Raw genomic sequence first — 19,153 nt, forward strand, 5'->3', positions numbered from 1 at the left:
CGCTTTAAACAAAACCCCGAACGGTGTTGCCGTTCGGGGTTTTGCATACGCTCAGATCAGGCTTGAACCAGTCTGCGCTATTTCCAGTCGCGGATGTCGACGAAATGGCCGGCGATCGCCGCCGCCGCCGCCATGGCCGGCGATACCAGATGGGTGCGGCCCTTGAAGCCCTGCCGGCCTTCGAAATTGCGGTTCGAGGTCGAGGCGCAGCGCTCATGCGGCTTCAGCCGGTCGTCGTTCATGGCCAGGCACATCGAGCAGCCCGGCTCGCGCCAGTCGAAACCGGCGGCAATGAAGATCTTGTCGAGACCCTCGGCCTCCGCCTGTTCCTTGACCAGACCGGAGCCCGGCACGATCATCGCATCGACATGCGCACTCACCGTCTTGCCTTCGACCACCTTGGCCACCGCACGCAGATCCTCGATGCGGCCATTGGTGCAGGAGCCGATGAAGACGCGGTCGAGCGTGATGTCGGTGATCTTCGTGCCCGGCGTCAGCCCCATATAGTCGAGCGCGCGGATCTTTGACGTCCGCTTGTTCTCGTCCGTGATCTCTTCCGGATTGGGAACGACGCCCTGCACCGAAACGACGTCCTCGGGCGAGGAACCCCAGGAGACGATCGGCGGCAGCTTGGCCGCGTCGAGCACGATCACCTTGTCGAAATGCGCGCCCTCGTCGGACTGCAGCGTCTTCCAGTATTCGAGCGCGGCGTCCCACGACGCGCCCTTCGGCGCGCGCGGCTTGCCCTTGACATAGGCGAAGGTGGTTTCGTCGGCCGCGATCAGGCCGGCGCGCGCGCCGCCCTCGATCGACATGTTGCAGATCGTCATGCGGCCTTCCATCGACAGCGCGCGGATCGCCTCGCCGGCATATTCGATGACATAGCCGGTGCCGCCGGCGGTGCCGATCTCGCCGACGATGGCGAGGATAATGTCCTTGGCGGTGACGCCTTCCGGCAACTGGCCATCGACGCGCACCAGCATGTTCTTGGCCTTGCGTTGGATCAGCGTCTGCGTCGCCAGCACATGCTCGACCTCGGAGGTGCCGATGCCATGCGCCAATGCGCCGAAGGCGCCATGCGTCGAGGTGTGGCTGTCGCCGCAGACGATCGTCATGCCAGGCAGCGTGAAGCCCTGCTCCGGCCCGATGATGTGGACGATGCCCTGGCGGATATCGTTCTCGGAATAATATTCGACGCCGAAATCCCTAGCGTTCCTGGCCAGCGCCTCGACCTGGATGCGGCTTTCCTCGTTCTTGATGCCGAATTTGCGCTCCGGCGAGGTCGAGACATTATGATCGACCACGGCCAGCGTCTTTTCCGGATGCCGGACTTTTCTGCCGGTCATGCGCAGACCTTCGAAGGCCTGCGGGCTGGTCACTTCATGGACGAGATGGCGGTCGATGTAGAGCAGACAGGTGCCATCATCCTGGCGATCGACGACATGGTCGTCGAAAATCTTGTCGTAGAGGGTGCGCGGTGCGCTCATGTGCGTAAATCCGTCGATTTGCAAAAAGGGGAAGGGCAGACGCGCCGAAGCCTTCGGCCCGGCGAAAGCGGCTTATGTAAGTCGGCTGGTGAGCGCGCCGGAAATGCGCGAAGAGAAACGCGACGGCAGGCGTTTTCGGTCCTGCAGCACGAAACCCTTATAGGCCGGATCGCCAAAAAGCTCTTCCATGGCGTGGCTCATACCAATGTTTTCGGTTTTCGGCAATTGCGGCGTGTTTTCGCTTCTCCCCTTGTGAGAGAAGGCGAAGAGGGCGGCGCTCAAAGCACCTCGAACACAAAAGTCTTTACCAACGCATCCGGCTCGGCGATCGCATAGCAGCGGAACCATGGGCTTTGCTCGACCGGCTGCCATTTCCCGGCCCGTTCCAGCCCGTCGAACACGTCCTGGAAGCCGCCGCTTTCGAAAACCTGGTCGCGCACGGTGAAGATGGCGTGGCCGCCTTTCCTGGTGATGCGGACAAGCTCGTGCAGGCCGGACGCCGGCGCATGGCCGATGGTGAACACGCCAGTCGAGAAGAAGGCGCGGAAATGCCCGTCCGGCCAGGGTAGCGGCCCGCCGAGCATGGCCTGCTTCAGATCGCCATAGGCATTGCGGCTGCCGGCGATCTTCAGCATGTCGTCGGAGAGGTCGAGGCCGGCAATGTCGTGATAACCCAGCGCCTTCAATGACGGGCCTGACAGGCCGGTGCCGCAGCCGGCGTCGAGCAGCGGGCCTTCACCCACCTTCACATGGCGCGCCACCCAGGCGGTGATCAGGAACGGCAGCAGATAGCCGAGCGAAGCGGTCTCGCCGTCATAGGTCGCGGCCCAGTCTGCATAGGCCTTGGCCAGCCCTTCCGGCGTATCGGCCGAATAGACGGTACCCAGCGCCGCATTGGCCTTGTCGATCGTCATCGCCTGCATCCTCCGGAATCCTGTCCTCCGCGATCGTAGCCGTGCCCGCGTCGGACTTCTATTCCTGCTGCGCCCGCCGCAGTCGTTGCTCCAGCCCCCGCAGCGCCAGCGACAGGCTGACGGTGAGGATGAGATAGATATAGGCGACGATCGAATAGGTCTCGAAGAAGCGGAACGAGCCGGCGGCGTAGATCTTGCCCATCTGCGTGATGTCGGCGACGCCGAGCACCGAGACCAGCGAGGAATCCTTGACCATGGCAACGAAGTCATTGCCGAGCGGCGGCAGGATGGTGCGGATCGCCTGTGGGAACACGATCAGCCGGAAGCGCTGCGTGCGCGTCAGCCCGAGCGCCTTGGCAGCCTCGATCTGGCCTTTCTCGACCGACTGGATGCCGGCGCGGAAGACCTCGGAGATGAAGGCGGAATAACCGATGGTCAGCGCCATGATCGCACGCCACAACAGCGACACGTCGCGCACCAAAAGCTCGCCGAGATAGCCGGCGTTTTGCAGCGGCGCGGTCAGCGCATTCCACGCAGCCACGAAGGCCGGCGCGCCGGCGAAGGCGATCCAGAACAACAGCACCAGGATCGGCACGCCGCGGATGATCTCGACATAGAAACGAGCGATCTGCTTGAGCCAACGCGACCCCGACAACCCCATCAGCGCAATGCCGAGCCCGACGGCGGAAGCCAGCGCGAAGGCGACCACGGTGACAAGAATGGTGATGCCGATGCCTTTGGCGACGGTGGCAAAAACCTGGGCGTAGAGATCGCTGGCGGCAATGGAGAGCGCAGCGACGACGGCGAGCGCGATCGCGGCGGCAAGCCACCAGGGGAAATCGGATTTTGGGGTTGAGGCGTGGGGCGTGGCCATCAGGGCGCTTCACCCTCCCCCTTGTGGGGAGGGTCGGCGAACAAGCTTTGCATCGCAAAGCTGGTGAGCCGGGGTGGGGGTGGTGACAAAGCGCCGGCGCTGGCACCCCCACCCCGCTCCGCTTCGCGGATCGACCCTCCCCACAAGGGGGAGGGTAAGGAGTCGGACATCACTGCCCCATCTTGTAGTCGAGAAACCACTTCTTGTTGAGCGCCTCGATCGTGCCGTCGGCCTTCAGCGCCGCGATCGCCGCGTTGACCGGCTTCACCAGGTCCGAGCCCTTCGGGAAGATGAAGCCAAAATCCTCGGTGCCGAGCGGGCCGCCGATCAGCTTGAGCTTGCCGCCGGAGGCATCGACATAGCCTTTGCCGGCGGTGCCGTCGGTCAGGACGACATCGACGTCGCCGGATTTCAGTGCCTGCACCGAAGCGCCGAAGGTCTCGAACTGCTTGATGCGCGGGTTCTGCTCATTGCCGTCGAGCACGCTGTAGACGGCGGTGTAGAACGGCGTCGTTCCGGCCTGCGCGCCGATCAACCCGTCCTTGAAGGCGGCGAAGGTCTTGGCGTCGGTGAAGCGGCTTTCATCGGCGCGCACCAGCATGAACTGCTCCGAACGCATATAGGGGTCGGAGAAATCGACCTTCTCCTTTCGGTCGTCCTTGATGGTGATGCCGGTCATGCCAATGTTGTACTGGTTGTCGGAAACCGCCTGGATCATCGCGTCCCAGGAGGTGTTCTGGTACTCCACCTTGAAGTTCAGCCGCTTGGCGATTTCGTCCATCGCGTCATACTCCCAGCCGATCTGCTTGCCGGTCTTGGCGTCGATGAACTGCAACGGCGGATAGGCGTTTTCCGTCACCACCACGACCTTCTTGCCGCCGAGATCGGGCAGCGCATCGGCCGCCCATGCAGCGACGGGCGCGAGGAAACAGGCCGCGAGGGCGGCCAGCAGCAGCTTCGATTTGGTCATGACACGCTCCAGGATGAGAAGCCCGCTTGCAGCCGGGCTCGCATGAAAATCCAGGCGCGACTTTAGCCGTCCGCAGACGGCTTGCAAGCCGGTCCGGTGCTCAGCGTCCGGTGAAAGCGGATTCCAATGCCTTCAACCAACGCGGTTTTAGAACGCCCCGTGGTCGGAATTTATTCCGTGATTGCGCCGCCGGCAAACCAGGCCCCTCCTGGACACGGGAACCCGTCAGATGACGGATCAGGATGGTGACGTAGCCTCACGCAGCTTGGCGACAAATCCGGTCAAGGTCCGGTGCAGCGACTTCAGCTCCTCGACTTCCAGCGGCATGGCGCAGGCAAGGCCTGCGGATACGTCCTTGATGCGGGCGCGCAGCGCCTGGCCCTTGGCAGTCGGTTCGACCAGCACGCGGCGCTCGTCGGCCGGATCGCGACGGCGGGTGACGAGACCAGCCGCTTCCATCCGCTTGAGCAGAGGCGTCAATGTCGCCGAATCCAGCCCCAGCGCCTCGCCGAGTTCGCCGACCGTGCTCGGCGCATGCTGCCACAGCGCCAGCATCGCCAAATATTGCGGATAGGTCAGGCCGAGCGGGTCAAGCAGCGGCCGATAGAGCTTGGTCATCAGCCCGCTCGCCGAATAGAGCGCGAAGCAGAGCTGCTGGTCGAGGCGCGGAACGGCGATCCTCCCGGCGGTGTCCGCCGGGACTCCGCTGGCCCTGGTTTCGGTCTTCGTCGTCATGCTGCCTTTGCCGGAAGCGCCACGGTCGAAAGCGCCACCTCGATATTGCCTTTGATCGCATTGGAATAGGGGCAAATCTGATGCGCTGCCGATACAAGCGCTTCCGCCGCCGCCTGATCAAGGCCTTTGGTCTCCGCGGCCAGTGCGACACCAAGTTTGAAGCCTTCACCATTGGGAAGCAGGCTGACGGTGGCGCTCACCGCCGCATCGTCCAGCGGCAGCTTCTGCTTGCGCGCGACGAAGCGGATGGCGCTTTCGAAGCAGGCGGCATAGCCGACCGCGAACAGCTGCTCGGGATTGGTGGCGCCACCCTGTCCGCCGAGCTCCTTCGGCAAAGCGAGGTCGACCTTCAGCAGGCCGTCGCTGGTCTCGCCGTGGCCGGCGCGGCCGCCGGTGACGCGAGCCTGTGTGGTGTAGAGTGCCATGTCAGTTCTCCATTTGCTTTGTATCCGATCATTTAGTGTACAAGATAATTCGAGTCAACAGCCGTGGCGCAACTCTCGGCCGGCAATCGTTCACAGTCTGGTGAAACGAAAAAAGGCGGCCGAAGCCGCCTTTTCAAAATCCTTGGTCGAGATCTTATTCGGCCGGGGTCGCTTCCGCGGCCTTTGCAGCCTCGTCGGCGGCCTTGGCGGCTTCGTCGGCGGCCTTCTTCTCGGCGGCTTCCTGCGCGGCCTTCTCGGCTGCCAGCGCCTGCACGGCGGCGATCTTCTCGGCCTCGATGCGGGCCTTCTCAGCGTTCAGCGCGTCGCGCTCCTCATCGTTCAGCTTGCGGGCGCGCACGCCGGTGTTTTCCGAAATACGGGCCGACTTGCCGCGACGGTCGCGCAAATAATAGAGCTTGGCGCGGCGCACCTTGCCGCGGCGCACGATCTCGACGCCTTCGACCATCGGCGAGTAGACCGGGAAAACGCGCTCGACGCCTTCGCCGTAGGAGATCTTGCGGACGGTGAAATTTTCCTGGAAGCCGGCGCCGGCGCGGGCGATGACGACGCCCTCATAGGCCTGGACGCGGGTGCGGGTGCCTTCGGTCACGCGGACCTGGACGCGCACGGTGTCGCCGGGCTGAAACTCGGGAAGCTTGCGCTTGGCTTCGATCTTGGCGGCCTGTTCGGCCTCGAGCTGACGGATGATATCCATCTCAATAGTCCACTTCTTGTTCTTCCGACAGTCAGAGCGTCCGACACTCGCCTTGCAGTTCCATTGACCGCTCGGCTATGCCCTTTGTCCCCGAGACATCTTGTCTTCGAAACATTGGGCAGGGGCGACTACACCGTCATTGTTGACGGGTCCGGGAGATTTTTCTCGCCAGTACGGGCGGGCACATACAGCTATTTCACTGACTTGTCACGCCTTGGCCCTGTCTTTTTTGGTCGCATGCCACCACGCAATCGTCCAGTGCAGGGTTGCGCCGGCCCTTCAAGCTTCCTAATCCGGGAGCAGCACACTTGTCCGGCGGCCTCACAATGTCTGTTTTCGACGCAGTCCTGCTCTTCCTCGCGGGTTTTCTGTCAGGCGCCGTCAACGCCGTTGCCGGCGGCGGCACCTTCATAACCTTCGGCGCCATGACGCTGGCCGGCCTGCCGCCGATCGTCGCCAACGCCACGTCCTCGGTAACGCAGTTTCCCGGTTACATCACCTCGACGCTGGCTTACTGGACCGACATCAAGCATTTCTGGCGCGGCGCGCTGCTGCTTTGCCTGATCTCGGCTTTGGGCGCGCTGGCTGGTGCGCTCATCCTGCTGGCGCTCTCAAATCCGTCGTTCCGCGCCCTCGTGCCGTGGCTGCTGCTGGCCGCAACCGCCTTGTTCGCCGCCGGGCCGTGGCTGAAACCAACGCCGAAGCCTGGGCATGAAGCCACGGTCGGCTCTCTGGCCGGTTCGCTGGCGCAGTTCGCTACCGCCATCTATGGCGGCTTCTTCGGCGCCGGCATGGGCGTCATGATGCTGGCGACGCTCGGCCTGACGCAATCCGGCGACTATCACCGGCTGAACGCGCTGAAGAACATGCTGGCCGTGGTCATCGCCGCCGTTGCCATACTGGTCTTCGTTTCCGGCGGCGTTGTTGCCTGGCCTCAGGCAATCGTCATGATCCCCGGCGGCGCGCTCGGCGGCTATGCCGGCGTCTGGATCGCCAAGCGCGTGCCGCAAAACGCAGTACGCGGCTTCGTCATCGCCGTCGGCCTGTTTCTCGCCGTCTACTATTTTGCCAAGGGCTGAGCGGCGAGCAAATCCGGCCGCCGCTCCTTCGTCAGCCTCTCGGACTCTGCGCGGCGCCAGGCGGCGATCTTCTTGTGATTGCCGGAAACCAGCACGTCGGGGATTGGCCTGCCTTCGAACTCCTGCGGTCGCGTGTAATGCGGATGTTCGAGCAGACCGTTCTCAAAACTTTCTTCCTCGCCTGATACCGCATTGCCCATCACACCGGGCAACAGCCGGACCACGGCATCGAGCAGCACCAGGGCTGCCGGCTCGCCACCGGAGAGGATGAAATCGCCGATCGAGACTTCCTCCAGCCCACGCGCCTCGATCAATCGCTGGTCTACACCCTCGAAGCGGCCGCAGACGATGACGGCGCCCGGCCCGGCGGCCAGCTCGCGCACCCGCGCCTGCGTCAACGGCTTGCCGCGCGGGCTCATCAGCAATTTTGGCCGCGGATCGCCGGACGGCGAGGTGTGGTCGATCGCCTTGGCCAGCACATCGGCGCGCATCACCATGCCGGCGCCACCGCCGGCCGGCGTGTCGTCGACGGTGTGATGGCGATCGCTGGCGAAGTCGCGGATCTGGATAGCTTCCAGCGACCATGTCCCGACTTCGAGCGCCCGTCCGGCCAGCGACAGGCCTAGCCCGCCCGGAAACATCTCGGGATAGAGCGTCAGCACCGAAGCCTTGAACGTCACCGGTTGCCCCCGGCGTCGCGTGGCCCGCGCGGCCGGCCCTTCGCGTCGAAGTCTTCTTCGCGCGGCGCCTCGCCATCCTCGTCCTCGACCAGCCCGGCCGCCGCCGGATCGACACGGACAAAACCTTCGGCAACCACCACCTGCGGCACGGCGGCCTGCGTGAACGGGATCAGCACGCCTTTGCGCCCGCCAAGCGTGACATCGAGAATGTCGCCGCCGCCGAAATTGTGTACCGCGACCACCTTGCCGACAACCGCATCCGTGTCGTCGCGGACTTCCAGCCCGACGAGATCGGCGTGGTAGAACTCGTCCTCTTCGCCATCGTCCGGCAGCATCGAGCGGTCGACGAACAGCTCCGTGCCGGCCAGCGCCTCGGCGGCGTTGCGGTCGGCAATGCCCTTGAAACGCACCACGACGACAGTGTTTGCCGGCCTTATGTCGATGATCTGGAAGGCGCGGCCGTCCTTGGCATAGAGCGGGCCATAATCCGCCAGCGCCAGCGGCTCGCCGGTGAAGGTTTTCACCCGCAATTCGCCCTTGATGCCGTGGGCGGCGCCGATCACGGCCATTTGCACGGGGTTCTGGGGCTTCGACATGGCTGATATCCTTTGCCCTGCTCTAACGCCCTACCGGCGTCATTTCAATGATCGCCCGTGGCCATTTCAATGACAGGTTCTTCACCGCTTCCTAACCCGGCTGCCTGACAATGGCGGCATGCAGGAATTTCTCATCCCGGCAAAACCCGACCTCCAGGCAGCGCGCGAAAGCTGGCTGAAGATGCTGGCGCGCGAGCGTCGGCTGTCACCGGCGACTGTCGAGGCCTACGAGCGCGACACGCGCCAGTTCCTGCATTTCCTGACCGGACATTGCGGCGGCTCGCCCGGCATTTCCGACATCGCAACCTTACGCCCGGCCGATCTGCGCGGCTTTCTTGCCGCGCGGCGCAACGCCGGCGCCGGCGCCCGCACGCTCGGACGCGGCCTCGCCGGCATCCGCTCGCTGCTGCGCTTCCTCGAACGGCGCGGCCTCGCCAACGCCGCGGGTGCAGCAGCTTTGCGCGCGCCGCGCCAGCCGAAATCGCTGCCCAAGCCGCTGACCGCCAGCGATGCCAAACATGTCGTGTCGGTGGAAGGCCAGCTGGCTGAAGAGCCCTGGATCGCCGCCCGCAACGCCGCCGTGCTGACGCTGCTTTATGGATCGGGCCTGCGCATTTCCGAAGCGCTGGGCCTCAGCGCCGCCGACCTGGCATCGGAAGCCGACACCGTGCTGCGCGTCACCGGCAAGGGTGGCAAGACACGGCTGGTGCCGGTGCTGCCGGTGGCGCTCAGGGCAATCGCCGAATACCGAAAACTGTGTCCCTACCATCTCGATCCCAAGGGCCTGCTATTTCGCGGCGCCCGCGGCGGGCCGCTCAACCCGGCCATCGTCCAGCGCGACATGGCCAGGCTGCGCTCGGCGCTGAACCTGCCCGACACCGCGACGCCGCACGCGTTGCGCCATTCCTTCGCCACCCATCTGCTCGGGCGCGGCGGCGACCTGCGCACCATCCAGGAACTGCTCGGCCACGCCAGCCTGTCGACGACGCAGGTCTATACCGGCGTCGACACGGCAAGGCTGCTCGAGATCTACGAATCTGCCCATCCCCGCGCGTGACACTGTATAAGTCCAGGACAATTTCCCCACGCCGGTTAACCGTTTGGCCGCTTTTCAGTCCTAGAACCGCACCATGAAACGCGCCCTTGCCATCGCCGACCGCGCCGCCCTTGTGTCGCTGAAGCTGCTCGTCGCGCTCAACGCCCTGTTTTTCCTGTCTTTCCTCATCGTGCTGCTGCTTGCCATGGGCAGGGCGCATGCCGAAGCCCCGGCCTGCGCCGGCGCCGATCTGCTGTCGGCCCTGCAGAAGGAAGACCCCGCCACCTATTCCAGGATCGAGACGGAAGCAGCAGCGACGCTGAACGGCAAGGGCCTGTTGTGGAAGCTGGAGAAATCAGGCGAAAAGCCATCCTTCCTGTTCGGCACCATGCACATGACCGACCCGCGCGTGACCACTCTGCCGCCGGCAGCCAGGAAAGCCTATGGCGCTGCCGGCACCATCATCATCGAGACCACCGACGTGCTCGACAAGCAGAAGATGATGGAGGCCATGCTCAAGGAACCCGAGCTGATGATGTTCACCGACAACACGACGTTGTCGTCGCTGTTGTCGCCGGAGGATGCGGCGGTGGTGAACAAAGGGCTCGATGCGCGCGGCATTCCGCCGGCGAGCGTCTCCAAGATGAAGCCGTGGCTGCTGTCGGCCATGGTCGCGCTGCCGGTCTGTGAGGTCGCCCGTCAGGCAGGCGGCGCACCGGTTCTGGACGTCAAGCTGGCGCAGGACGCCAAGGCCTTGGGGAAGCCGGTGGAAGGGTTGGAGACCGCTGCCAGCCAGCTGCACGCCATGGCCTCGCTGCCGATTGCGTTCCACATCAAAGGGCTGGTCGAGACCCTGAAGCTCGGCGACAAGATAAACGACATCAACGAAACCATGATCGTGCTTTACCAGCGCGGCGACACCGGCACCTTCTGGCCGCTGTTGCGTTCGATCTCGCCCGACGAAGACGACGACGCAGGTTACGCCGAATTCGACCGGACGATGATCACCGGCCGCAACAAGGTCATGGCCGACCATGCCGCACCGATCCTGGCCAAGGGCAATGCCTTCATGGCCGTCGGCGCCATGCATCTTCCCGGCCCCGAAGGCCTGGTCGAGGACTTTCGCAAGGCCGGCTATACCGTCACCGCCGTCAACTGAGCAGCGCCCGTCTTGAATACCGAATCACGTAAGCCCGGCTCTGTGCGGTGCGCAACTGATTCGCAATGCGGAGGCGGTTGGCCCTATTTTTGGCGGAAAAGGCCAGCTAAGCTCGTTCTACCTCGTTCGTGATTGATTTTGCGGGGGAAATACAGGCCAACAAGCTGTTGCGAATCAGAATTTTCCTGCGTTCGTCAATTTGAAGGCCTAGTATGAACCCGTTCAACGGTTGCGCGTTGAGGGGTGTTGATTGATGCTTTTCATCCACGGAGGACACTTTTATGGCGAACCCTAACGATCCAGCGCCCAGGTCGGGTGGTGGCAGCGGCTGGCTGATTGCGCTGGTCGTCGTCATCCTTGCGATTGTCGCGTACTATGTTTTCGGCAGAAGCGGCGAACATCCTGCACCCGCAGAGCCGCCGGCAGCCAGCACACCGGCGCCCGCACCTGCACCGGCTGAGCCGATGAAGCCCGCCGAACCGGCTCCCGCACCAGCCCCTGCTCCCGCACCGGCTCCTGCGCCAGCCCCGGCACCCGCGCCTGCTCCGGCGCCGAGCCCGTAATCTGGCCAACTGATCTGGCATCTTGTTCCAGCCAAGAACGGCCTGCTGAAAAGCGGGCCGTTTTGTTTGGGGCACCTATCGGCGAGCGTCGCGATTCTTCACCGCCCCCTCTGTCCTGCCGGACATCTCCCCCTCGAGAGGGGAGATCGGCAGTTCACGAACAGCGCCAGGTTAGAAACGTGAGAAACTTGAAAGCTCGCGACGCGGCGGTGAAGTCCAATCTCCCCCCTTGCTTGAGGGGGAGATTGCCGGCAGGCCAGAGGGAGGCCAGAGGGGGGGGTGCTGTCCCTCCAGCGTTTCCTTAAATATGGATCGGCTTGAAGAACGTCGCCAGCGCTGCTTCCTTCACCGCTTCCGACATTGTCGGATGCGCGTGGCAGGTGCGGGCGAGGTCTTCGGAAGAGCCGCCGAACTCCATCAGCACCGCCGCCTCATGGATCATCTCGCCGGCGCCGAAGCCGACAATGTGGACGCCGAGCACGCGGTCGCTGGCTTTGTCGGCGAGGATCTTCACGAAGCCGTCTGTGTGCAGCATGGCGCGCGCGCGGCCGTTGGCGGTGAACGGGAATTTGCCCATCTTGTAGTCGATGCCGGCCTTCCTCAGCTCTTCCTCTGTCTTGCCGACCGAAGCGATTTCCGGGCTGGTGTAGACGACGCTCGGAATGACGTCGTAATTCACGTGGCCGGCCTGGCCGGCAATGGTCTCGGCCACCGCCACGCCTTCATCCTCGGCCTTGTGCGCCAGCATCGGCCCGGCGATGACGTCGCCAATGGCGTAGATGCCGGCTACGTTGGTCCTGAGATGCCCGTCGGTCTTGACCCGGCCGCGCTCGTCGACCTCGACGCCGGCTTCTTTCAACCCGAGGCTGTCGGAATAGGCCCGGCGTCCGGTCGAGATCAGCACCGCGTCGGCCTCGATGGTCTCGGCCGCACCACCCTTGACCGGCTCGAACGTAACGGCGGCGCCCTTTTTGGCCTTGGTCACCCCTGTCACCTTGGCGCCGAGCTTGAACTCGAAACCCTGCTTGGAAAGCAGGCGCTGGAACTGCTTGGAGACCTCGCCGTCCATGCCGCCCAGGATGGCGTCGAGGAATTCGACCACGGTGACCTTGGCGCCGAGCCGTGCCCATACCGAGCCGAGCTCCAGACCGATGACCCCACCGCCGACAACCACCAGATGTCCCGGCACCTTCTCCAGCGACAGCGCGCCGGTCGACGACACGATCACCTTCTCGTCTATGTCGACCTTGACGCCGGGAATGCCGGCGACATCGGAGCCCGTGGCAATAACGATATTTTTCGTCTCGATCTCCTCGACCTTGCCGTCCTCGGCCGTCACCGACACCTTGCCGGCCGCAACCACCTTCCCGGTGCCACGGAAACTATCGATCTTGTTTTTCTTGAACAGGAAGGCGACGCCATTGACGTTGGCCGAAACGGTCGCGTCCTTGTGCGCCATCATCTTCTTCAGATTGAGTTTCGGCGCCGGTATCTCGACACCCAGCGCATCGAAGGAATGGCCGGCCTCGGCAAACATTTCCGATGCGTAAAGCAGCGCCTTGGATGGAATGCAGCCGATGTTCAGGCAGGTGCCGCCGAAAGTGGCGTTCTTCTCGACCACCGCGATCTTGAGCCCGAGCTGTGCCGCCTTGATGGCACAGACATAGCCGCCCGGTCCCGACCCGATGATAACGACATCATAAGCCATGTTCGTTTCCCTAGCTTGGGGCTCAGCGGCCGCCGCTTACATTCAGGATTGCGCCCGTCGTGTAGGACGCTTCATCCGACAAAAGATAGAGAACGGCATGCGCGACTTCATCCGCCGTGCCGGCTCGTTTCATCGGCAGCATGTCGCGGAACCGCTCGACCCGGTCCGGCTGGCCGCCCGAAGCGTGGATCTCGGTGTCGATGATGCCCGGCCGTATCGCATTGACCCGCACGCCTTCGGTCGCGACTTCGCGCGCCAGTCCGAGCGTGAAGGTGTCGATCGCCGCCTTGGACGCGGCATAGTCGACATATTCGCCGGGCGAGCCGTGTAGCGACGCAGCCGACGAGATGTTGACTATGGCGCCGCCCTGGCCGCCATGCTTGCTCGACATGCGCCGCACCGCTTCGCGGGCGCACAGAAACGAGCCGATGACATTGATGCGCATCATGCGCTCCAGCCGCGCCAGGCTCATCTCGTCGACACGCGCCTTGACGTCGACGATTCCGGCATTGTTGACCAGGGCGTCGAGCCGACCGAAGCGGCGGTCGACCGCTTCGAACATTGCCACGATGTCGGCTTCGTTGCCGACGTCACCCTTGACCGCAAAGGCTTCACCGCCCGCTGACTCGATTTCGGCAACCAGCGCATCAGCGGCAGCCTCGTTCGAAGCATAGTTGACCGCGACGCGGTAGCAGGCCTTCGCCGCAAGCCGGCAAGTGGCGGCACCAATGCCGCGGCTGCCGCCGGTGACCAGAAGCACTTTTTGCGATGCACTCATTCCTGGCAGCCCTTCAGCAGAAACACATCCCACGGCAGTTTCGAGAAGCCTTTCGGACCGAAGGCCGACGACATCTGCAGCGACGGGCCGAGATCGGGGAAAATCAGGCTCTGCGGCGCGTCCGTGCTTTCGGCCGCCAGCAGCGCAATATTGCCCTTGTCGTCGGCGCTGTAGACCACGCCCTGCCAGACCGTGCAGCCGGCAAGCTCGTCGCCGGTGACGTCGCCGGTCGGGCATTTGTACATCAGCGAGCCATGCGGTCGCGAAACACCGGAGGTCCACATCACAATGCCGTCGAGCACGATGCCCTTGTCGAGCACCATCTTGAAGGTATTGGTGACGGTGGCCGCACCCATCGTCGGCCGAAAATCGATTCCGGCATCGCTCTCGGCATCGCCATAAACGGCAAGCGCCAGAGGGCAGGCGGCGTGTGCGGGGATCGGCGTCGCCACCGCTGCTGCTAGCGACAGGGCCAGAACACGCTGCGAAATGCGGAAGGACCGGATTGTCATTCGTCGCCCTGAACATCCCGGTCGACAAGGAAGACCGCTGCTAGAAAGTAATCTATCTCAAAGACAATTTTCGCATCCCCGTCCACCGGAATGGTGTTGATCTCATACTTGAGGGTCAAATAGCGGGAGCCTTCCGACAGTTCGATATAGATGTCGCGCTCATCGCCGCCACCGATTGTCCAATTGAACTCAGGCTTGTTCAGGACCTGCAGCGCTTTCGGCAACGCGTGAAATGCAATCGGGTCGTTGCCAGCCAGAATGGTTGGATGTCTTCCCAGATTGAGTTCGAAATCGCCGCGCCAGGTCGCCATCATGCCATTGAGTGCCAAGGCGGTCTTGGAAGGCTCGACGCTGATCGATCGCAAGCGAAAATCGGGGCTGAAGAAGAATTCGCAATTGGCGCCATAGATACACCACGCGGACTCCGTGTCCCCGTGGCGATAATGACCGTCCGCCCGCACATCCTCCGCGTCGATCAGTTGTCGAACCGCCTCACGGCTGCTTTTGCCGAGTTCGAGAGGACCCGCGCGGCCAGTCGTCAGGAGTTCGAACAGATCGATCGGCTGGGCGGGCTCGGCCATCCCGGATCACTCATAGATCGAGCACCAGCCGTTCGGGATCCTCCAGGCTATCCTTGACGCGGACCAGGAAGGTCACCGCTTCCTTGCCGTCGACGATGCGGTGATCGTAGCTGAGCGCCAGGTACATCATCGGCCGAATCACGATCTGGCCGCCGACCACGACGGGCCGGTCCTGGATCTTGTGCATGCCAAGAATGCCCGACTGCGGCGCATTGAGGATCGGCGTCGACATCAGCGAACCGTAGACGCCACCGTTGGAAATCGTGAACGTGCCGCCTTGCATGTCGGCGACCGACAGCTTGCCGTCGCGTGCGGCGATGCCCAGCCGGCCGATATCCTTCTCTATTTCGGCAATCGACATCTGATCGGCGTCGCGCACCACCGGCACGACGAGGCCCTTTTCGGTGCCGACGGCGACGCCGATATGGGCATAGTTCTTGAAGATGATGTCGGTGCCGTCGATCTCGGCATTGACCGAGGGGATCTCCTTCAAGGCGTGGGTGACGGCCTTGGTGAAGAAGCCCATGAAGCCGAGCTTCACGCCGTGCTTCTTCTCGAAGATGTCCTTGTACTTGGTCCTGAGCGCCATCACCGCCGACATGTCGACCTCGTTGAAGGTGGTCAGCATGGCGGCGGTCGACTGCGCTTCCTTCAGCCGGCGCGCAATGGTCTGGCGCAGCTTGGTCATGCGCACGCGCTCCTCGCGCGACGCATCGTCGCCCGAGGACGGCGCACGCACGGCGACCGGAGCCGGTGCGGCCTTCGGAATTTCGGCCGGCTGCGACGGCGCGCCCTTGGAAATCGCGTCGAGCACATCGCCCTTCAGCACCTGGCCGCGCTTGCCCGAGCCAGAAACCTGGTCGACCGACAGATTGTTCTCGGCGATCAGCTTTGCGGCAGCTGGCGCCGGCGGCATGGCGCGCGGCTCGACCGGCCCGGCATCGCCGGCAATCTTGGCGGTCTCGGCCGCGGCCTGCTTGGTCGTATGTGCCGCGTCGGGGCTCGACGCCTGCGACACAGCTTGCGGCTTGGTCTCCTGCTTGGACGCCGGGGCGGCCGTGGCGACGCCTGCCGAGATCGAACCCAGCAACGCGCCGACGCCGACGGTCTCGCCTTCCTTGGCGGTGATCTCGCCCAGCGTGCCGGCGGCGGCGGCAGGCACCTCCACCGTCACCTTGTCGGTTTCGAGCTCGACCAGCGGCTCGTCGACGGCAATGGCATCGCCGACCTTCTTGAACCACTTGCCGATGGTCGCCTCGGTGACGGATTCGCCGAGAGTGGGAACGCGGATTTCGGTAGCCATTGTGCCTGTTCCGTTTCTTCTCTGTCTGTTCTATTCGCCGGGTTTGTTCTATTCGCCGAGCGCGTCTTCGAGCAGGGCGGCGAGCTGCGCCAAATGCTTCGACATCAAGCCGGTCGCCGGCGATGCCGCCGCAGGACGTCCGGTATAGCGCACCCGCTGGTGCTTGGCGTCGATATGCGCCAGCACCCATTCCAGATACGGATCGATGAACGACCAGGCGCCCATATTCTTGGGTTCCTCCTGGCACCACACCATCTCGGCATTGCGGAAGCGCGACAGTTCGGTGATCAGCGCCTTGGCCGGGAACGGATAGAGCTGTTCGACGCGCAAGAGATAGATGTCGTTGATGCCGCGCTTCTCGCGTTCCTCGTAGAGGTCATAATAGACCTTGCCCGAGCACAGCACGACGCGGCGGACCTTGGAATCCTTGGTGAGCTTGATCGTCTGGTTCTGCAGCAGCTGGGCATCGTCCCACAAAAGCCGGTGGAACGAGCTTTCGCCCGAAATCTCCGGCAGCGTCGACACTGCCCGCTTGTGGCGCAGCAGCGATTTCGGCGTCATCAGGATCAGCGGCTTGCGGAAGTCGCGCTTCAGCTGCCGGCGCAATATGTGGAAGTAGTTGGCCGGCGTGGTGCAGTTGGCGACTTGCATATTGTCTTCGGCGCAAAGCTGCAGAAAGCGCTCGAGCCGGGCCGAAGAATGCTCCGGACCCTGGCCTTCATAGCCATGCGGCAGCAGGCATACCAGGCCTGACATTCTGAGCCACTTGCGCTCGCCCGACGAGATGAACTGGTCGAACACCACCTGGGCGCCGTTGGCGAAATCGCCGAACTGCGCTTCCCAGAGCGTCAGCGCCTTCGGCTCGGCCAGGCTGTAGCCATATTCGAAGCCAAGCACCGCCTCTTCCGACAGCATCGAGTTGATGACTTCGTAGCCGGCCTGTGCCGCCGACAGATTGTTGAGCGGGATGTAGCGGGTCTCGTCCTTCTGGTCGTAGAGCACGGAATGGCGCTGCGAGAAGGTGCCGCGTTCTGAATCCTGGCCGGAGAGCCGGATCGGATTGCCGTCGAGCAGGATGGCGCCGAAGGCCAGCGCCTCGGCCGTCGACCAGTCGATGCCTTCGCCGGAGTCGATCGCCTGGCGGCGGTTTTCGAGGAAGCGGATGATGGTCTTGTGCGCCTCGAAACCTTTCGGCACCTCGGTCAGTTTCTTGCCGATGTCCTTCAGCACCTTGACCGGCACGGCGGTCTTGCCGCGGCGCTGTTCGTCCTGGTTGTCGGCGGTGCGCAGACCAGACCAGGCGCCGTCCAGCCAGTCGGCCTTGTTGGGCTTGTAGTGCTGGCCGACTTCCCATTCGGACTCCAGATGGGCGCGCCAGTCGGCCTTCATCTTGTCGAGTTCGGCCTGGCTGATATGGCCCTCGGCGATCAGCCGCTCGCCATAGATCTGCACCGTCGTCTTGTGGTTGCGGATGTTGGCGTACATGATCGGCTGGGTGAAAGCCGGCTCGTCACCCTCATTGTGGCCGAAGCGGCGATAGCAGAACATGTCCACCACCACCGGCTTGTGGAACTTCATGCGAAATTCGATCGCCACCTTCGTGGCATGCACCACCGCTTCCGGGTCGTCGCCATTGACGTGGAAGATCGGCGCCTCGATCATCTTGGCGACGTCGGACGGATAGGGCGACGAGCGCGAGAAGCGCGGATTGGTGGTGAAGCCGATCTGGTTGTTGATGATGAAATGCAGCGTGCCGGCGACGCGGTGGCCGCGCAGGCCCGACAGGCCGAGAATTTCCGCGATTACGCCCTGGCCAGCAAAGGCGGCGTCGCCATGCAGAAGCAGCGGCAGCACCTTGGCGCGCTCTTCCAGCGGCACGATCTCCTCGCGGCTGCGGCCGAACAGATAGTCCTGCTTGGCGCGCGCCTTGCCCATCACAACCGGATCGACGATTTCCAGATGCGAAGGATTGGCGGTCAGCGACAGATGCACCTTGTTGCCGTCGAATTCGCGGTCCGACGAGGCGCCGAGATGGTACTTGACGTCGCCCGAGCCCTCGACCTCGTCAGGAGCGGCCGAGCCGCCCTTGAATTCGTGGAAGATGGCGCGATGCGGTTTGGCCATCACCTGGGACAGCACGTTCAGCCGGCCGCGATGCGCCATGCCGAGCACGATCTCCTTCATGCCGAGCTGGCCGCCGCGCTTGATGATCTGCTCCAGCGCCGGGATCAGGCCTTCGCTGCCATCGAGGCCGAAGCGCTTGGTACCCTTGTACTTGACATCGATGAACTGCTCGAAGCCTTCGGCCTCGACCAGCTTCTGCAGGATCGCTTTTTTTCCCGTAGCGGTGAAGGAAATCTCCTTGTCGGCACCCTCGATGCGCGCCTGGATCCAGGCCTTCTCCTCGGGATCGGAAATGTGCATGAACTCGACACCGAGCGTCGAGCAATAGGTGCGGGTCAGGATCTCCAGCATCTGCCGGATGGTGCCGAATTCGAGGCCGAGCACATTGTCGAGGAAGATCGGCCGGTCGTAGTCGGCTGCGGTAAAACCGTAATTTTCCGGCGACAGCTCGTTATAGTCCTCAAGCGGCTTGGCGATGCCGAGCGGGTCGAGATTGGCGTGCAGATGGCCGCGCATGCGGAAGGCGCGGATCATCATGATGGCGCGCACCGAATCGCGCGTCGCCTGATGCACGTCGGCATCCGACAGCACGACGCCATTGGTGACCGCCTTGTCCTTGACCTTCTTTTCCAGATGCTTCTCGACGATGCCCCAATTGCCGTCCAGCGCCGACACCAGTTCGCCATTGGCCTGCAGCGGCCAGGACGGCTTTGCCCAGGAAGCGCCCTTGGCGTTCTTGCGCACATCGCCGGCGTCGTCCTTCAGCCCGGCGAAGAAGTCCTGCCATTCGGGGTTTACCGACTCTGGATCATCCTCATAGGAGGCGTACAGCGCGTCGATATAGTCGGCATTGCCGCCATACAGGAAAGAGGTGAGCGAAAATTGGTCGTTGGCCTGATCTTGTCTTGCCATTT

At 63.5% G+C, this 19,153-nt stretch carries 18 protein-coding genes; 3 read left to right on the forward strand and 15 right to left on the reverse strand.

The genetic code is table 11. From position 1 onward, the window contains the following. Window positions 1-77 precede the first annotated feature (77 nt). From leuC to rplS, 7 genes are all read right to left on the reverse strand, one after another. Window positions 78-1,487 carry a 3-isopropylmalate dehydratase large subunit gene (gene leuC, locus AC3CCE_RS11280; protein ID WP_023710214.1) on the reverse strand — a complete coding sequence of 470 codons (1,410 nt, stop codon included), beginning with the start codon at window positions 1,485-1,487 and terminating at the stop codon, window positions 78-80. Window positions 1,488-1,765: 278 nt separating this feature from the next. Beyond that, window positions 1,766-2,401 (reverse strand): class I SAM-dependent DNA methyltransferase, encoded by a 636-nt coding sequence (locus AC3CCE_RS11285; RefSeq protein ID WP_023710215.1) that lies wholly within the window; start codon window positions 2,399-2,401, stop codon window positions 1,766-1,768. A gap of 58 nt (window positions 2,402-2,459) precedes the next feature. Continuing rightward, window positions 2,460-3,275, reverse strand: coding sequence for an amino acid ABC transporter permease (locus AC3CCE_RS11290; protein ID WP_023710216.1), 816 nt, complete (start codon window positions 3,273-3,275; stop codon window positions 2,460-2,462). 169 nt (window positions 3,276-3,444) lie between these two features. Continuing rightward, complete coding sequence (locus AC3CCE_RS11295) at window positions 3,445-4,245, reverse strand: transporter substrate-binding domain-containing protein (RefSeq protein WP_023687705.1); 801 nt, start codon at window positions 4,243-4,245, stop codon at window positions 3,445-3,447. Window positions 4,246-4,482: 237 nt separating this feature from the next. Next, complete coding sequence (locus tag AC3CCE_RS11300; protein ID WP_352626033.1) at window positions 4,483-4,980, reverse strand: MarR family winged helix-turn-helix transcriptional regulator; 498 nt, start codon at window positions 4,978-4,980, stop codon at window positions 4,483-4,485. Continuing rightward, window positions 4,977-5,405 (reverse strand): organic hydroperoxide resistance protein, encoded by a 429-nt coding sequence (locus tag AC3CCE_RS11305; protein ID WP_023694503.1) that lies wholly within the window; start codon window positions 5,403-5,405, stop codon window positions 4,977-4,979. Before AC3CCE_RS11305 ends, AC3CCE_RS11300 begins: the two co-directional genes overlap by 4 nt. Before the next feature lie 154 nt (window positions 5,406-5,559). Then, window positions 5,560-6,120 carry a 50S ribosomal protein L19 gene (gene rplS, locus AC3CCE_RS11310; protein WP_023670525.1) on the reverse strand — a complete coding sequence of 187 codons (561 nt, stop codon included), beginning with the start codon at window positions 6,118-6,120 and terminating at the stop codon, window positions 5,560-5,562. A gap of 326 nt (window positions 6,121-6,446) precedes the next feature. Between rplS and AC3CCE_RS11315 the strand changes: the two genes are divergently transcribed. Continuing rightward, the gene (locus AC3CCE_RS11315) at window positions 6,447-7,199 is read left to right on the forward strand and encodes a sulfite exporter TauE/SafE family protein (protein ID WP_023683874.1); all 753 of its coding nucleotides are present in this window, start codon (window positions 6,447-6,449) and stop codon (window positions 7,197-7,199) included. On the opposite strand, the gene trmD is transcribed toward AC3CCE_RS11315, so the two are convergent. Both trmD and rimM read right to left on the reverse strand, forming a co-directional pair. Beyond that, the gene (gene trmD / locus AC3CCE_RS11320) at window positions 7,181-7,879 is read right to left on the reverse strand and encodes a tRNA (guanosine(37)-N1)-methyltransferase TrmD (protein ID WP_023670527.1); all 699 of its coding nucleotides are present in this window, start codon (window positions 7,877-7,879) and stop codon (window positions 7,181-7,183) included. The genes AC3CCE_RS11315 and trmD overlap by 19 nt on opposite strands. Further along, on the reverse strand, window positions 7,876-8,475 hold the full coding sequence (gene rimM, locus AC3CCE_RS11325; RefSeq protein ID WP_023814767.1) for a ribosome maturation factor RimM: 600 nt from the start codon (window positions 8,473-8,475) through the stop codon (window positions 7,876-7,878). The genes trmD and rimM overlap by 4 nt, the downstream gene beginning before the upstream one ends. A 118-nt stretch (window positions 8,476-8,593) precedes the next feature. Here rimM and AC3CCE_RS11330 point away from each other — a divergent pair, with 118 nt between their 5' ends. Both AC3CCE_RS11330 and AC3CCE_RS11335 read left to right on the forward strand, forming a co-directional pair. Next, a complete protein-coding gene (locus AC3CCE_RS11330; RefSeq protein ID WP_023670529.1) occupies window positions 8,594-9,532 on the forward strand; it encodes a tyrosine recombinase XerC in 939 nt (312 codons plus the stop codon). 73 nt (window positions 9,533-9,605) lie between these two features. Continuing rightward, window positions 9,606-10,670: a TraB/GumN family protein gene (locus AC3CCE_RS11335; RefSeq protein ID WP_352626034.1), complete on the forward strand. Its 1,065-nt coding sequence runs from the start codon at window positions 9,606-9,608 to the stop codon at window positions 10,668-10,670. A gap of 864 nt (window positions 10,671-11,534) precedes the next feature. On the opposite strand, the gene lpdA is transcribed toward AC3CCE_RS11335, so the two are convergent. From lpdA to AC3CCE_RS11365, 6 genes are read right to left on the reverse strand one after another with little or no spacing between them, the layout of a single operon-like run. Beyond that, complete coding sequence (gene lpdA / locus AC3CCE_RS11340) at window positions 11,535-12,941, reverse strand: dihydrolipoyl dehydrogenase (RefSeq protein ID WP_352626035.1); 1,407 nt, start codon at window positions 12,939-12,941, stop codon at window positions 11,535-11,537. A 22-nt stretch (window positions 12,942-12,963) separates the two neighbouring features. Continuing rightward, the gene (locus AC3CCE_RS11345; RefSeq protein ID WP_352626036.1) at window positions 12,964-13,719 is read right to left on the reverse strand and encodes an SDR family oxidoreductase; all 756 of its coding nucleotides are present in this window, start codon (window positions 13,717-13,719) and stop codon (window positions 12,964-12,966) included. Next, entirely contained in the window at window positions 13,716-14,231 is a 516-nt protein-coding gene (locus AC3CCE_RS11350) for a hypothetical protein (protein ID WP_352626037.1), read from the reverse strand. Before AC3CCE_RS11350 ends, AC3CCE_RS11345 begins: the two co-directional genes overlap by 4 nt. Further along, on the reverse strand, window positions 14,228-14,812 hold the full coding sequence (locus AC3CCE_RS11355) for a hypothetical protein (RefSeq protein ID WP_352626038.1): 585 nt from the start codon (window positions 14,810-14,812) through the stop codon (window positions 14,228-14,230). Before AC3CCE_RS11355 ends, AC3CCE_RS11350 begins: the two co-directional genes overlap by 4 nt. 10 nt (window positions 14,813-14,822) lie before the next feature. After that, window positions 14,823-16,115, reverse strand: coding sequence for a 2-oxoglutarate dehydrogenase complex dihydrolipoyllysine-residue succinyltransferase (odhB, locus tag AC3CCE_RS11360; protein ID WP_352626039.1), 1,293 nt, complete (start codon window positions 16,113-16,115; stop codon window positions 14,823-14,825). Window positions 16,116-16,163: 48 nt separating this feature from the next. Beyond that, window positions 16,164-19,151 carry a 2-oxoglutarate dehydrogenase E1 component gene (locus tag AC3CCE_RS11365; RefSeq protein WP_352535824.1) on the reverse strand — a complete coding sequence of 996 codons (2,988 nt, stop codon included), beginning with the start codon at window positions 19,149-19,151 and terminating at the stop codon, window positions 16,164-16,166. Window positions 19,152-19,153 lie beyond the last annotated feature (2 nt).

This window comes from Mesorhizobium sp. P160187 (assembly GCF_057766425.1).

Bases quoted from the DNA above. Each gene is read 5' to 3' on its own strand.
- AC3CCE_RS11300 (WP_352626033.1), bottom strand. From the start codon at position 4,980: ATGACGACGAAGACCGAAACCAGGGCCAGCGGAGTCCCGGCGGACACC.
- rplS (WP_023670525.1), bottom strand. From the start codon at position 6,120: ATGGATATCATCCGTCAGCTCGAGGCCGAACAGGCCGCCAAGATCGAA.
- AC3CCE_RS11365 (WP_352535824.1), bottom strand. From the start codon at position 19,151: ATGGCAAGACAAGATCAGGCCAACGACCAATTTTCGCTCACCTCTTTC.
- AC3CCE_RS11285 (WP_023710215.1), bottom strand. From the start codon at position 2,401: ATGACGATCGACAAGGCCAATGCGGCGCTGGGTACCGTCTATTCGGCC.
- AC3CCE_RS11330 (WP_023670529.1), top strand. From the start codon at position 8,594: ATGCAGGAATTTCTCATCCCGGCAAAACCCGACCTCCAGGCAGCGCGC.
- AC3CCE_RS11290 (WP_023710216.1), bottom strand. From the start codon at position 3,275: ATGGCCACGCCCCACGCCTCAACCCCAAAATCCGATTTCCCCTGGTGG.
- AC3CCE_RS11305 (WP_023694503.1), bottom strand. From the start codon at position 5,405: ATGGCACTCTACACCACACAGGCTCGCGTCACCGGCGGCCGCGCCGGC.
- AC3CCE_RS11345 (WP_352626036.1), bottom strand. From the start codon at position 13,719: ATGAGTGCATCGCAAAAAGTGCTTCTGGTCACCGGCGGCAGCCGCGGC.
- AC3CCE_RS11355 (WP_352626038.1), bottom strand. From the start codon at position 14,812: ATGGCCGAGCCCGCCCAGCCGATCGATCTGTTCGAACTCCTGACGACT.
- rimM (WP_023814767.1), bottom strand. From the start codon at position 8,475: ATGTCGAAGCCCCAGAACCCCGTGCAAATGGCCGTGATCGGCGCCGCC.
- AC3CCE_RS11295 (WP_023687705.1), bottom strand. From the start codon at position 4,245: ATGACCAAATCGAAGCTGCTGCTGGCCGCCCTCGCGGCCTGTTTCCTC.
- leuC (WP_023710214.1), bottom strand. From the start codon at position 1,487: ATGAGCGCACCGCGCACCCTCTACGACAAGATTTTCGACGACCATGTC.
- AC3CCE_RS11315 (WP_023683874.1), top strand. From the start codon at position 6,447: ATGTCTGTTTTCGACGCAGTCCTGCTCTTCCTCGCGGGTTTTCTGTCA.
- odhB (WP_352626039.1), bottom strand. From the start codon at position 16,115: ATGGCTACCGAAATCCGCGTTCCCACTCTCGGCGAATCCGTCACCGAG.
- AC3CCE_RS11335 (WP_352626034.1), top strand. From the start codon at position 9,606: ATGAAACGCGCCCTTGCCATCGCCGACCGCGCCGCCCTTGTGTCGCTG.
- lpdA (WP_352626035.1), bottom strand. From the start codon at position 12,941: ATGGCTTATGATGTCGTTATCATCGGGTCGGGACCGGGCGGCTATGTC.
- AC3CCE_RS11350 (WP_352626037.1), bottom strand. From the start codon at position 14,231: ATGACAATCCGGTCCTTCCGCATTTCGCAGCGTGTTCTGGCCCTGTCG.